The 11,933-nt window shown below is 69.6% G+C and carries 14 protein-coding genes and 1 tRNA gene; 6 read left to right on the forward strand and 9 right to left on the reverse strand.

Annotated features, from left to right (window positions below; genetic code table 11):
* Positions 1 to 129: 129 nt before the first annotated feature.
* Positions 130 to 312 carry a hypothetical protein gene (locus ACH4U8_RS26110; RefSeq protein ID WP_360315841.1) on the forward strand — a complete coding sequence of 61 codons (183 nt, stop codon included), beginning with the start codon at positions 130 to 132 and terminating at the stop codon, positions 310 to 312.
* Positions 313 to 453: 141 nt separating this feature from the next.
* On the opposite strand, the gene ACH4U8_RS26115 is transcribed toward ACH4U8_RS26110, so the two are convergent.
* Positions 454 to 2,226, reverse strand: a complete 1,773-nt coding sequence (locus ACH4U8_RS26115; RefSeq protein ID WP_395780572.1) for a protein phosphatase 2C domain-containing protein — start codon at positions 2,224 to 2,226, stop codon at positions 454 to 456.
* A 560-nt stretch (positions 2,227 to 2,786) separates the two neighbouring features.
* On the opposite strand from ACH4U8_RS26115, the gene ACH4U8_RS26120 reads away from it, so the two are divergent.
* Positions 2,787 to 3,947, forward strand: coding sequence for a tyrosine-protein phosphatase (locus ACH4U8_RS26120; RefSeq protein ID WP_395780574.1), 1,161 nt, complete (start codon positions 2,787 to 2,789; stop codon positions 3,945 to 3,947).
* Between the two features lie 110 nt (positions 3,948 to 4,057).
* On the opposite strand, the gene ACH4U8_RS26125 is transcribed toward ACH4U8_RS26120, so the two are convergent.
* The 4 genes from ACH4U8_RS26125 to upp form a co-directional block, all read right to left on the reverse strand.
* Complete coding sequence (locus tag ACH4U8_RS26125) at positions 4,058 to 4,939, reverse strand: SigB/SigF/SigG family RNA polymerase sigma factor (RefSeq protein ID WP_360315849.1); 882 nt, start codon at positions 4,937 to 4,939, stop codon at positions 4,058 to 4,060.
* A gap of 248 nt (positions 4,940 to 5,187) precedes the next feature.
* Positions 5,188 to 5,712: a PH domain-containing protein gene (locus tag ACH4U8_RS26130; RefSeq protein ID WP_395780576.1), complete on the reverse strand. Its 525-nt coding sequence runs from the start codon at positions 5,710 to 5,712 to the stop codon at positions 5,188 to 5,190.
* Positions 5,713 to 5,729: 17 nt separating this feature from the next.
* Positions 5,730 to 5,897: a hypothetical protein gene (locus ACH4U8_RS26135; RefSeq protein WP_020556777.1), complete on the reverse strand. Its 168-nt coding sequence runs from the start codon at positions 5,895 to 5,897 to the stop codon at positions 5,730 to 5,732.
* A gap of 335 nt (positions 5,898 to 6,232) precedes the next feature.
* Positions 6,233 to 6,874, reverse strand: a complete 642-nt coding sequence (upp, locus tag ACH4U8_RS26140) for a uracil phosphoribosyltransferase (RefSeq protein WP_360315854.1) — start codon at positions 6,872 to 6,874, stop codon at positions 6,233 to 6,235.
* Positions 6,875 to 7,128: 254 nt separating this feature from the next.
* Here upp and ACH4U8_RS26145 point away from each other — a divergent pair, with 254 nt between their 5' ends.
* The 4 genes from ACH4U8_RS26145 (at position 7,129) to ACH4U8_RS26160 (ending at position 8,543) form a co-directional block, all read left to right on the forward strand.
* Positions 7,129 to 7,317, forward strand: coding sequence for a hypothetical protein (locus ACH4U8_RS26145; protein ID WP_026219506.1), 189 nt, complete (start codon positions 7,129 to 7,131; stop codon positions 7,315 to 7,317).
* A 125-nt stretch (positions 7,318 to 7,442) separates the two neighbouring features.
* Positions 7,443 to 7,910 (forward strand): tRNA adenosine deaminase-associated protein, encoded by a 468-nt coding sequence (locus ACH4U8_RS26150; protein ID WP_360315856.1) that lies wholly within the window; start codon positions 7,443 to 7,445, stop codon positions 7,908 to 7,910.
* A 5-nt stretch (positions 7,911 to 7,915) separates the two neighbouring features.
* The gene (gene tadA, locus ACH4U8_RS26155; RefSeq protein WP_395780578.1) at positions 7,916 to 8,446 is read left to right on the forward strand and encodes a tRNA adenosine(34) deaminase TadA; all 531 of its coding nucleotides are present in this window, start codon (positions 7,916 to 7,918) and stop codon (positions 8,444 to 8,446) included.
* 10 nt (positions 8,447 to 8,456) lie between these two features.
* A tRNA-Ser gene (locus tag ACH4U8_RS26160) sits at positions 8,457 to 8,543 on the forward strand.
* 76 nt (positions 8,544 to 8,619) lie between these two features.
* Here the strand turns inward: ACH4U8_RS26160 and ACH4U8_RS26165 are convergent.
* The 4 genes from ACH4U8_RS26165 to ACH4U8_RS26180 form a co-directional block, all read right to left on the reverse strand.
* Entirely contained in the window at positions 8,620 to 9,882 is a 1,263-nt protein-coding gene (locus ACH4U8_RS26165; RefSeq protein ID WP_395780580.1) for a tyrosine-type recombinase/integrase, read from the reverse strand.
* Positions 9,883 to 9,893: 11 nt separating this feature from the next.
* Positions 9,894 to 10,109, reverse strand: a complete 216-nt coding sequence (locus ACH4U8_RS26170; protein WP_395780582.1) for a helix-turn-helix domain-containing protein — start codon at positions 10,107 to 10,109, stop codon at positions 9,894 to 9,896.
* A 215-nt stretch (positions 10,110 to 10,324) separates the two neighbouring features.
* A complete protein-coding gene (locus ACH4U8_RS26175) occupies positions 10,325 to 11,569 on the reverse strand; it encodes a DUF3631 domain-containing protein (RefSeq protein ID WP_395780584.1) in 1,245 nt (414 codons plus the stop codon).
* A 151-nt stretch (positions 11,570 to 11,720) separates the two neighbouring features.
* A complete protein-coding gene (locus tag ACH4U8_RS26180) occupies positions 11,721 to 11,933 on the reverse strand; it encodes a hypothetical protein (RefSeq protein WP_395780586.1) in 213 nt (70 codons plus the stop codon).

Here is an 11,933-nt window from a genome sequence, read left to right on the forward strand (position 1 = left end):
AGCGCCGATGGTACTGCACTCGAAGGGGTGTGGGAGAGTAGGACGCCGCCGGAATCTACGTGTGAAAGGCCCATCCCGAACAGGGATGGGCCTTTTGCGTTTTTCGAGTGCGGCGGTATGGTCGTGCGCATGCCTGACAACGAGATGGATCCTGCCGCCAGTACTCAGATGTTCCGGGCTTTCGTGAATGAGGACCGCCCTGCGCCCCCCGGCGAGCCGGCCCGCCGTGGCACTCCGCCGGTGATGTTGATTGCCGGAGTCGTGGTCGCGATCATCGTGGTCGCGGTGGCCGTGCTCATTGCCGTCGGCTGACATACCGACGGGCGGGCCCCAATCGTTCGGGGTCCCGCCCGAGGTATGCGGTCGATTCGTATTCACCGCGGCGGTCGTCACCGCTCGGATCCGTGCGTCAAGCGGTCGAGACGACGGGTTCGGTCGTTTCGGCCGAAGTGCTCAGGTCGACGGCCACAGGGCGACCACGCAGCCGTCGTCCTCGCGCAGACGAAGGCCCTCGTCCACGTCGCGCAGGTAGTCGAAGAGCGATGGCGGCGTACGCCAATCCTCGGCAAGACGCGGCGCGAGACCGGCCGTCGGCTGACCGAGTGCCTCGGCGAAGCCGCCGGTCATCATGACCAGTACGTCGGTCGGTCGCCACGTGGTGCGGCAGATCCGGAGCTGGTCGTCGCCGGCCTGGTCGGGAATCGCCGCCGGGGCGGCCTCCTCCGCCGTGTCCCGAATGCCCAAGGGCGCGCGCCAGCCACCCTGGGCCAGGCGGAGCACGGTGCTGTCGCCCAGCACGGCCATGTCGACCCGGTCGTCCTCCAACGGATCTGCGGCGGTGACCAATATGGCCAGGCGCGTGGCGGGTTCCGAACGGCCCAACTCGTGTGCTCGGTCCGCGGTGCCGGCGAGCCTGGTCCGCAGGTCGTCCTCGATCTCGGTCTGTACCCCGGCCCAGTCCCAGTTCTCGTGCCGCTCGCGCGCGACCATCCTGGCGACCGTGCGATAGGCGCTGCGGACCGCGATCTGTGCGGCGAGTTCGGACGCGTGCGCGTTGTCGACGCCGTCGCAGACGATCGCGATGGTCCATCGCGCGCTCGGATCCGGGCCGACCGCAAAGCAGTTCTGCCTCGGCAGGCCCTGCTGCTGGTGCAGTTCGCCGCGGACGCCGGCGGCACGGACGTTCAACCGGCCCAGTCGGCCGCCGTCGACGACCATGCCGCCGCCGTCGGCGAGCGCGGGTGGGGGCAACATGCGCAACATCCTTCGGGGTACCTCGTCGACCGCGCCCTCCGCGGCCGGTCCGGGGCGGTAGGGCACTCGGGGGGCGGCGGGCGCCGGTACGAACGAGGTGCCGGGATCGCCGTCGTCGTCCTGATCCGGTGCGTCGTCGGGCTCGTCGTCGAGGGCGGGCATCGTGTCGACCGTGCCGGCCCGCTCGGGTTCGGCCGCCGGCGCGGGCCTGCGCTTGGGGATCGGCGGGTAGGCCGGGCGGCGTTCGGCGGACGGGCGCGGTCCCGGGTCGAGCGGGTCGACCGGATCCATCGGATCCGCGGGTTCGATCTCGTCGTCGGGCTCCGGTTGCCACTTCGGCGTCGGATCCTCGCGGCGGGCCGGACGCGCGGTGCCACGTGACGGCGGCAGCACACCCTGCGGCTCGCGGTGCAGCCGGTCGGGCGGCATCGTGTCGCCGGGAATGGTGTCCGACATCGGCGTGCCCGGGGACGGCGACGAGCCGAGCATGACGTCTTCCCAGTGCGAGGAGCCGGTCCGCCGCCGAGTGCGTCCCGACGTCGGCGCCGGGGCCGAGTCGTAGTCGTCGTACTCCGGGCCCTGGTCGCGACCGTAGTCGTAGGCCCCGGCGTCGGCTTCGTACGGATCACGTCGCCCGAAGCCGGGTCGGCGGTCGTAGGGATCCGGCTCGTCCTCCTCGGCGGGTGCGCCGAAGCCGAACCAGTTCGCGACCCGACGCGCCCGCCCGGAGCGGCGGCCGGCCTGATCCGGGGCGTTCTCCGGGTAGCCCGTCGATCCGTCCGGCGCGATTCCGTCGCGGTCGAACTCCGGGTCGGGGCGACGGTCGTAGTCGGGATCCGGCCGTCGATCGTAGTCGGGATCGGGACGTTCGCGACCGGTCGGGCCGGGACGTCGTGGACCCTGTGCTCGCGGGATGGGCTCGGCCGGCGAACCATCGCCGGGGGTGTGGCGCTTGCTGGTACCGTCCGGCACGGCTTCCTCCTTCGCCTCGGGCCGGCCGGCGAGCCGGTCCCGTCGTGTCGCCGGTGGGCGTACCGTCCCCCACCCGTGCGACAGGTATCAACAGGTATAGCGTGCACGGCCCGTGCCCGTGTGCGCACGCGCGCGCATTGGTCCCCACTTTGCCCCAGGGCCGCCCGTACCACCGTGCGGATGGCGGGCTCCTACCCGGAATCCCGGCGCGCGGTACCTATTTGACGGCGTATCAGGGAAACTCCCGGACACCGTGCCGGCGTTCCCCGTGACGGCCGCGGATGTCCCGGATCGGGCGAGGCGAACGCCCGCTCGACGAAGTGGCGCAAAGATACCGATGGTTGGGGTCCGTCGGGTCGACCGGCGGCGGGCGCGAGTGTCGCGGCGGCGGCGGTGCGTGTGGTTTCTCGGTGATGCGTTCGTCTCTCCATACGGCACCGTCTGGAGTACCCGACCTGCTCATCACTACAGTGGTGCCCGTCGCGCGGTAGCAACGACCGGTTGTTTTCCAGGTGGTTCCCGCGCGCTCACGAACACTTCCTCTTCGGGAGCACAACCGCATGCGCATACGCACCACCCGCCTCGCGACCATCGCCGTCACGGCGGCGCTCACGCTCGGCGGCTCCGTCGCGGTGACCTCGTCCCCGGCCTCGGCCGACGCGGGCAACAGCGACGCCAACGTCTCGGCCCGAGGCGGTCTGGGCATCGTCACCGGCGCGTCGGCCGTGGCCAACGCGGACGGTACCCACACGATCACCTGGACGGACCGTTGGCCCGGCCCGATGCGCGTGTACGCGTCCACCGACGTGGACCGGTTCACCCGGATCGTCGGCACCGTCACCGGCAACTCGCTGACCGTGTCCGGCCTGGACCCGGCGCAGCGCTGGTACTTCAACGTCACCCCGGCCGGCCCGGTCGTCGGCGTGGTCACCGCGCCGCGCTCGCTCGGCCTGCAGAGCGCGCCCAACGCGCGTGACATCGGCGGCTACCGCGCCGACTGGGGTCTGAGCGTCAAGTACGGCCAGGTCTTCCGCACCGACGCGCTCGGCAAGGCGACCGACGCGGACGTGGCCCGGCTCGCGAGCCTGGGCCTGGACGTGTCGGCGGACTTCCGCACGGACACCGAGATCGCCGGCAACGGCGCGAACAAGCTTCCCGCCGGCACCGCGGTCGAGCACCTGCCGATCGCCGACGGCAACCTGACCAACATCACCAACGCGGCGGTGGGCAGCCGGGATCCGATCAAGCAGCAGGAACTGCTGGGCGACGGCAAGGCCGCGGCGGCGCTGGAGAACGTCTACCGGGGCTTCGTCGACGACCCGGCCCAGCGCGCGCAGTTCGCCACCGTGCTGCGGGACATCGCGGACGGCAAGTCGGTGATCTACAACTGCACGGCGGGCAAGGACCGTACCGGGTGGATGACCGCGATCATCCTCAAGGCGCTCGGCGTGGACGACGCCACCGTCTACGGCGACTTCCTCGCCAGCAACGACAACCTCCGGGCCCGCAACGAGGGTACGAAGGCCGGCCTCAAGGCCGCCGGGTTGATGCAGGACCCGACCCTGATGGACCCGCTCCTGTACGTGCAGAAGTCGTACCTGGACACGGCGTTCGCGCAGGTGCAGAAGAAGTACGGCTCGTTCGACGCGTACCTGCGCACGGGTTTGAACATCGACCCGATCACCGAACTCAAGGTCCGGGCACAGCTACTCACGTTCTGAGCCGGCAGTCGCCGGTGGTCGTCCGCCGGGACGGGTTCGACCGGCCGCCCCGGCAAGGGCTCTGACGATCAGTCAGGGGCCTTGCCGGGCCGCGGTCGAGGTCCGGCCGCTCAGGCGGACAGATCGGCGCGCAGGCGTGCCAGCGCGCGGGCGAGCAGGCGGGACACGTGCATCTGCGAGATCCCCAGCCGCTCGCCGATCTGCGACTGCGTCATGTTGCCGAAGAAGCGCAGCATGATGATCTGCCGGTCGCGCGGACTCATCCGGGCCAGCAGCGGACGCAGCGCCTCGCGGTACTCGACGCCGTCGAGTGCCTCGTCCTCCTGTCCCAGCCGGGCGATCAGCGCGTTGTCGCGATCGTCGTCGAGGTCGTGTGCGTCCAGCGACGCGGGCGAGTAGGCGTTGGCCGCCTCCATACCCTCGAGGATCTCCTCGACCGTGAGGTTCAGGTGCTTGGCGAGTTCGACCACCGTCGGGGCGCGGTCGTACTTGTGGTTGAACTGCTCGGTGGCCTCGGCCAGCGCCAGGCGCAGTTCCTGGAGTCGGCGGGGCACCCGCACGCTCCACGAGGTGTCCCGGAAGAAGCGCTTGATCTCGCCGATGATGGTCGGCACCGCGTAGGTGGGGAACTCGACGCCGCGATGCGGGTCGAAGCGGTCTATCGCCTTGATCAGTCCGATCGTGCCCACCTGGAGCACGTCCTCGTACTGGTCCGTGCGACTGCGGAAGCGGTTGGCCGCGAAGCGCACCAGGGGCAGGTTCAGCTCGACCAGGGTGCTGCGCACGTAGGCGTGCTCGGGCGATCCCTCGACGACATCGGTGAGGCGGAGCAGGAGGGTTCGGGACAGCGTGCGCGTGTCCTGGGGGGTGTCGGTGCCGGAACCCCTGACCGCGCGGACGCGGGGGATGCCGGTACGGGGAAGGCGCGCGGGCGCGGCCCGGTCGGCGATCGAGCCGGCCGTGCCCTCGTGGGAAGCATCTCGCAGCAGCACTGGAGAGCCCACCTCCTCGTCGGTCCTGGAGCGGAACCTGGCCGCTGCCGGCCATGGTGGAACGGCAGCCGTCGTTCGGTACCCCCTTACCGGCGCGGGTCACCGCCCCAAACCCCTTGCGACATCCCCGATTTGTCAGGTGATGCGGGTGTATCTAGCGGCATGTCGACAGTACGAAAGCCGTAAATCACCGCAAAGAAAATTTGAGGTTTTGCCATCCGTTTCGTGTTACTCGCCAGTCGTGCCGATTAGTCGATGTCGGGACCGAACAGCTGATCGCACACTTTGAGGTAGACGGCGTCGGGTCGGGGGACGAAGCCGACCTCCTTGAGCGGTTGATCCTGCCCCGCGGACTCCATCACGAACGTCCCGTGCCCGAGTATTCGGCCGCCCGGGGTGCGCCGATAGCTCATGTCGGTCACCTGGGTCAGCGGCATCATGTTGACCCGCTTGGCGATCAGCCCGGTGGCCAGGATGATCCGCTTGTCCGTCACGATGAAGTAGTCGTTGCGCCAGGTGAGTACGTGTCCCGTGCACCACAGCAGGAGCCCCGCCCCGATCGGCCACACGCCGTAGCGCACCGCCAGGTTCTCGGCCGGGAAGTACCACAACAGCACGAGCAGGAAGGCCAGTCCGAGTGCGGTGGTGGCCAACGGGCGCATGATGATGGCCCAGTGCCGGCGCACCGCTATCGCGCAGGTCTCGGTGGGCAGCAGGTACTTGCGTATCGCGTGTGGGTCGACGGTGGAGCCGGTGACCGGTCCCGCCCCCACCTCTCGACGTGCCCGCCTCAGCTCGTCCAGCCGCTGATCTGATCGCCGCACCACTTGGCGGCGGACGACATCGCCTGGAACCACTGCGCGACCAGGTCGGAGGCCTTTTCCGGCGTGGCGATGATCGTGTAGATGACGAAAACGATCAGGAGCAGCGTCAGGATCCTTTTGGTCTGCGCCTGCATCTCCCCGCCTCCCCGAATGAGGTATCGGGGAGAAACAATAGGGGAGAGGGAGCGGCCGCGGGGGGACCGGCCACTCACTCTCCCCTGTGGGACCCCCGCCGGAGCAAAGGTGGGTCGTACCTTCGCAGCATCGGCAAACAGTCCCGGGGTGCCTGCGGGGCTCCTGCCCAGCCCCCGGCACACTTCCAGCATGCGCCGAGGTGTGTCGCCGCGCATCCGGCGTTCGGCCTGACGTGGCAGGGCCTTGGTCCCGTCCGGGACCCGCGGCCGCGATCCGCCTCCGGACGGCGTATCCGCAGGTGGGCGCCGCGTCGGGTGGACCGCCCGGGCCGCGCCTAGCCGGCGGTGCCGTACAGCCGGTCGCCGGCGTCGCCCAGGCCCGGGACGATGTAGCCGTGCTCGTTGAGCCGCTCGTCGATCGAGGCGGTCACCACGGTGACGGTGGCCTCGGTGTCCTGGAACGCCTCCTGCATCACCTTGACCCCCTCGGGGGCGGCGAGCAGGCAGATCGCGGTCACGTCGTGCGCGCCGCGGTCCAGCAGCAGCTTGGTGGCCGCGATCAGGGTGCCGCCGGTGGCGAGCATCGGGTCCAGGACGTACGCCTGCCGGCCGCTGAGGTCGTCCGGCATCCGGGTCGCGTAGGTCGACGGTTCCAGGGTGTCCTCGTTGCGGATCATGCCCAGGAAGCCGACCTCGGCCGTGGGCAGCAGCCGCACCATGCCGTCGAGCATGCCCAGCCCGGCCCGCAGGATCGGCACCACGAGGGGACGCGGGTAGGAGAGCTTGACGCCGGTGGTCTCGCTGACCGGGGTGCTGATCGCCACCGGGTCGACGCGTACGCCTCGGGTCGCCTCGTAGGCGAGCAGCGTGACCAGTTCGTCGGCGAGCCTCCGGAAGGTCGGCGAGTCGGTGCGCCGGTCGCGCAGGGTGGAGAGCTTGTGGGCCACCAGAGGATGGTCGACGACATGAATCCGCATGTTGCGACATTAGCCGTTTGACCTGGCGGCGACCCTGCCGGGTTGTCGGGTTCGAGGCGTGTTCGGCGGCATTCGCCGGTCGTTCGACCGGCGCGACTCGCGCGTTTGCGGGAATGTCGGGCGAATTGAGATTGTTACACCGATTTGCGAACACACATCCGGTGTCATCCGACCGGTGTGATGACTGAGCCGGCGTGTCCCGGGAACTACTGCCACGTCGGTTTCGGCGGCCTTTCGAGCCCAGGGGCATGGTGATGGAGAGTCGGGAACCTCGGACGACGGCGGCCGAGCGCCGCGAGGAGGAGGCGGCGCGCCGACGCCGGCGCACCCTTTTCCTGCGCGAACTGGCCGAGGCCCGCGAGTTGCGGGCCCGCATCCAACCCCGCCGCGTACGCAATGAGCGGCTACGGCAGATGATGCGGATGCGTACGTTCCGTTACTGAATTCGACCGATCCTTGATCGTCTCGGTGACCTTGTTCGTCAACGTGCGCCAATTCCCGTCGTCGTGGTCCGGTATCTGCCACGATGCGAGGGACAACGCCGAAGCGAACGATCTTGGAGAGTCCCGTGGCGTACTTCGCCGCAGTGCTCGTACGTACAGACGAGCAGTGGGAGGCCCGTGAAGCCGACCTCGACGATGTCGAGGACTCGGCGGGGATGACCGCGCTGGCACGGTCGGCGGCGGTGGACGACGAGCCGGTGCTCTTGTTCGTCGAACAGGAGGACACCTGGTTCGCGGTCGTCCGGGTGGACGGTGAGGAGGACCCGCGCATCTACGTCTCCGACGTGGCCGCGGTCTCCCGCAGCGCCTACGCGGACGCGTTGCTGACGGCCGACGTGCTGGACGGCCTGGAGGAGGACGACGAGGCCGTGCTGCCGACCGGCCCGGCCGGCGACGAGACGGTGCTGGTGGACCTGGGGGTGTCGGCCCAATTGCTGGCCGACCTCGCGGGCGAGGCGGGTCTGCCGGCGGACGCCATCGCGGTGATAGCCGAACGCCTGGGCTGCGCGGACGAGTTGGAGACGGTCCGCTGAGCCCGATGCCCCCGCCGGTGCCCGAGCCCCGGTTCGACCCGGCGTTGCGCCGGTACGAGCCGGCCATGCGGCTGGCCTTGGCCGAGGCGGCCCTGGCGGTCGACACCGGGGATGTGCCGGTGGGGTGCGTGGTGCTCGGCCCGGACGGCGCGGTGCTCGGCCGCGGCCGCAACGAACGCGAGGCGCACGGCGACCCGACGGCCCACGCGGAGATCCTCGCCCTGCGCGAGGCCGCCAAGGCCGTCGGGGAGTGGCGCCTGTCCGGCTGCACCCTGGTGGTCACCCTGGAGCCCTGCACGATGTGCGCGGGCGCCATCGTGCTGGCCCGGGTCGACCGGGTGGTCTTCGGCGCCTGGGACCCCAAGGCCGGCGCCGCCGGCTCGCTGTGGGACATCCTGCGCGACCGCGGCCTCAACCACCGCCCCGAGGTGGTCGGCGGCGTCGCGGCAACGGAGTGCACCGCCGTCCTGCACGACTTCTTCACCCACACCCGCTCCCCGGAATCCGGTTACGAAGCACACCCCGGCATCCGGTAAGCTCTCTCTCGGTAGCGTGTCCGAGTGGCCTAAGGAGCACGCCTCGAAAGCGTGTGATGGTGCAAGCTATCCGTGGGTTCAAATCCCACCGCTACCGCTCTTGAGCAGCGAAAACTGTCAGCCACCTACTCGATCGAGTAGGTGGCTGACAGTTTTTGGTCTCAGTTTCGGTCTCAGTTGGCCTTTTCGGCGCCGTCCACGTTGCCGTTCGGCGGTGCCCAGAGCAGGCCGTCCACCTGCCGGGCCGCGTCCTTGAGGATCGGCTCAATCGCGTGCTGATACCTGCGGAGCATTGCCTCACTCGACCAACCCATGATGGCCATCACCACGCGACCGGGCACCCGCAGCAGCAACAGAACAGTTGCCGCTGTGTGTCGAGCGTCGTGCAGGCGACCGTCCCTCACACCGGCTGTCGTCAGCAGCCGCTTCCAGTGGGAGTAGTCGGTGCGCGGGTTGGTGGGTTGCCCGACCTCGGTCGCGAACACCCAACCGCCGTCGTGCCAGAGCTGGGTGGCCTTGTCCCGCTCCCGGTCCTGCTCCTCCTTGTGCTGCTTGAGGATGGCGAGCAGGGCATCCGGGATCGCGATCACGCGCCTACCCGCCCGCGACTTCGTGCCCTTCGTCTCGGGTCGGATCGGTACCCGGTTCGGGCAGTAGCCGGCATGCTTCCGCCCGCAGGGCTCCCCGTCTCCGCAGCCGTGCCGGTACTTCGGGCGGAGCCTGTTCCGGCGCACCCGCATCAGGCCGTTATCGAGGTCGACGTGTGCCCATTGCAGGCCGAGCGCTTCCCCTTGGCGCAGGCCCAGAGCGAGCGCGATGGCCCACCGCGCGCCGTTGCGCTGCTGCTTAGCGATGTGGAGGATGCGGCCGATCTCTTCGACGGAGTACGGCTCGACCTCGGTGTCTTCGTCGTCGTTGAGCCGTGGCGCATTGGCCAGGGAGGCAGGGTTGCGCGCGAGATGCCCGCGCCGCACGGCGACGTTGAGCGCGGTCCGGATGGTCCGGTGTGCCTGGTGCGCGGTCGCGGGCGCGCTGCCGTTCTTTTCCATCTTGGCGTAGAAGCGCTCAAGGTGTTCTGGGGTGAGCTTGTCGAGCCGGTGAGCGCCGAGCCCCGGAATCAGGTGGTGGTAGACCGCCACCCGGTACCCGGCGATCGTGTTCACCCCAACTGACGGAGCCGAGATGTGCTCGACCCAGTGCGTCAGCCAGAGCTTCACGGTCCAGGGCTTCCCCGGCTTGGGCACGTTGCCCGCATCCCGCAGGTTCTCCAGCTTCCGCACCTTGTCGATGACGACAGCCTGCGTCTGCCCACGCACGTGCCTGCGGTCGGGCGACCCGTCGTCCTTAGTGCCGACGGTCACACGGCCGTGCCACGTACCTTCCTTGTCCTGGTAGATGGTCGAAGCGCCGTTCGGGCGCCGCTTCTTGGCAGGCATGCGTTCCCCGATCAGGATGCGGCCGCGTGGTCGGCCTGGGTCATGAGGTCACGGACGTAGGCCGTCAACGCTTCGAGCGGTACGCGGCGCGAGCGGCCGATGGTGACGGACTTCAGCTCTCCGGTTCCGATGAGTCGGTACACCGTCGTCCGGCCGAGCTTCAGGAAGAGAGCGGCTTCTTCGACCGTGAAAACGAAGTTTTGAGGCGGGGCAGCGTGGGTGGACATGGCGACTCCAAGAGCGGGCGGGCGGGGAGCGATTAGTGCTGACCGGAGCGGGGGATCGGCTGGGCGGTAGCCGCCGTCCCCCTCTCTCCCAGATCCGCAACATCCGCCACGCCGCCACATCGCAGGTCAGCGGCTTGTGTTTGTGGCGGATAGCGGTTGTGTGGCGGATCGGTGCCGACACATCGAGGGGGTGTCGGCACCGATCGACGCGTCGGTCAGCCCGTTGCGTGGGTCGGGGCCGTGGCGGATCGTTCGGGGCTGTGGCGGATGGCCGAGGGGGTATCCGCCACAGATTCACCCCCTGTGACCTGCGGTGTGGCGGATGTGGCGGATGTTGCGGATTCCTGGAGGTGCGGAGGGCAGTACCGCATCCAGGCGTCGGTGAGGTCTTCCGCGTAGTAGCCCTTCGGGGTGCTGCCGGATGCGGTGCGGATCCCGCGCGGCTTGATGGGCTTGTTGCCCGGGGTGACGTACTGGCCGAGCAGGCGGGCGAGCATGCGCGGGGTGAGGGGCTTGTCGTCCACGTCGCTCCATTGGGCGTCGTCCAGGGCGAGCAGCCTTTCGATGACGACGGTGCTGGGCATACGGTCGGCGCCGCAGAAGACCCGGTCGCGCAGATCGGTCAGCAGCCGGACCCCCAAGGACGCTTGGTCGTCCTCGCGTGCGGCGTTGACCAGTTCGGCGCAGGCCGCGCGTGCCCGCTCGGGCCAGTGGCCACCGGCCGCGTCGGCCACAGCCAGCAGGGGCTCCCACACGTCGGCGGGGCGGTCGGTGACGCCCTCGGGCATCTCCGGCCACGCGTCGGCCACCGCGTCGCGCACGGTGTCGGCCCACTCGGCGAGTCGGTCCCGCAGGGCGTGTCCCTCCTTCTCGTGGAGGCGGCGCCGGTAGGGCGAGACCTTCTCGTTCGGCGCGCGCTTGCGCATGCGGATGATGACCGAGCGGGTCAGGATCGTGTCGGGCAACGAGCCCAGGCCCGCCATGGCGACGGCGCAGAAGGATGAGAACCATCCGGCGTTCTGGTTCGATCCGTCCCCGACGCAGCGCAGGGACTTGGCGCCGCGCCGGTAGCCGGAATTGAGGAATCCCCTGATGGGTTCGTTGTCCCCGGCCGCAGGGCCGAAGACGGTGTCGATCTCGTCGAAGAGCAGGGTCGGTGCTCCTTCGGTGGCCTCCACGAGGCGAAAGAGCGCGTTGGCGGACGCGTTGACGGTCATAGCCGCGTTCGGGGTCAGCGTCTCCACGATCTCCAGCGCGCGGGACTTGCCCGAGCCCGGTTCCGGCGACAGGAACGCCAGTCGGGCGGTGCCGTCGAGCGCGTCGATCAGGTGGGCGTGCCCATCCCACAGGGTCACCGCGACGTAGGCGGCCTCGGTGGGGAAGACGTTGAACCTGCGGTGGAACCGCTCGACCTCATCGAGCAGTTCCGCCCCGTCGATCGTGGGCGGGGTGTCTGTCATGCGGTGGTTCTCCTGTCGCTCGTGGGGCGTTGCCACGCGACCGGGCCCGCGTGGCAACGCGGGGGGATCGGTCCTCCCGGGGCGGCTGCCGGGTCGGAGGGGGCCGGGGCGGTCGGCGGGTTCGGTGACTCGTCGGCCGCCCCAGGTGGTGTCAGACCTTCAGGTCGGCGATCTCCTTGGCGCGGCTGGGGAAGAGGATGCGGCGGGAGATGGTGGCGATGACGATGCGCTTGTCAGTGCGGTGTGCGGACGTCAGCAGGGTTCGTCCCCTGGTCAGCGCGTCCGTGTCGGTCGGCTCGCTGTAGTTCTTGCTGCCGCGCTTGTTGCCTGCGGCGTCCTTGAACTCGATGTGGAACTCGGCCAT

The organism is Embleya sp. NPDC020886 (genome assembly GCF_044333915.1).
In the GTDB taxonomy this organism is placed as follows: Bacteria; Actinomycetota; Actinomycetes; order Streptomycetales; family Streptomycetaceae; genus Embleya.

Bases quoted from the DNA above. Each gene is read 5' to 3' on its own strand.
- ACH4U8_RS26110 (WP_360315841.1), top strand. From the start codon at position 130: ATGCCTGACAACGAGATGGATCCTGCCGCCAGTACTCAGATGTTCCGG.
- ACH4U8_RS26120 (WP_395780574.1), top strand. From the start codon at position 2,787: ATGCGCATACGCACCACCCGCCTCGCGACCATCGCCGTCACGGCGGCG.
- ACH4U8_RS26135 (WP_020556777.1), bottom strand. From the start codon at position 5,897: ATGCAGGCGCAGACCAAAAGGATCCTGACGCTGCTCCTGATCGTTTTC.
- upp (WP_360315854.1), bottom strand. From the start codon at position 6,874: ATGCGGATTCATGTCGTCGACCATCCTCTGGTGGCCCACAAGCTCTCC.
- ACH4U8_RS26145 (WP_026219506.1), top strand. From the start codon at position 7,129: ATGGAGAGTCGGGAACCTCGGACGACGGCGGCCGAGCGCCGCGAGGAG.
- tadA (WP_395780578.1), top strand. From the start codon at position 7,916: ATGCCCCCGCCGGTGCCCGAGCCCCGGTTCGACCCGGCGTTGCGCCGG.
- ACH4U8_RS26165 (WP_395780580.1), bottom strand. From the start codon at position 9,882: ATGCCTGCCAAGAAGCGGCGCCCGAACGGCGCTTCGACCATCTACCAG.
- ACH4U8_RS26170 (WP_395780582.1), bottom strand. From the start codon at position 10,109: ATGTCCACCCACGCTGCCCCGCCTCAAAACTTCGTTTTCACGGTCGAA.
- ACH4U8_RS26175 (WP_395780584.1), bottom strand. From the start codon at position 11,569: ATGACAGACACCCCGCCCACGATCGACGGGGCGGAACTGCTCGATGAG.
- ACH4U8_RS26180 (WP_395780586.1), bottom strand. From the start codon at position 11,933: ATGGCCGAGTTCCACATCGAGTTCAAGGACGCCGCAGGCAACAAGCGC.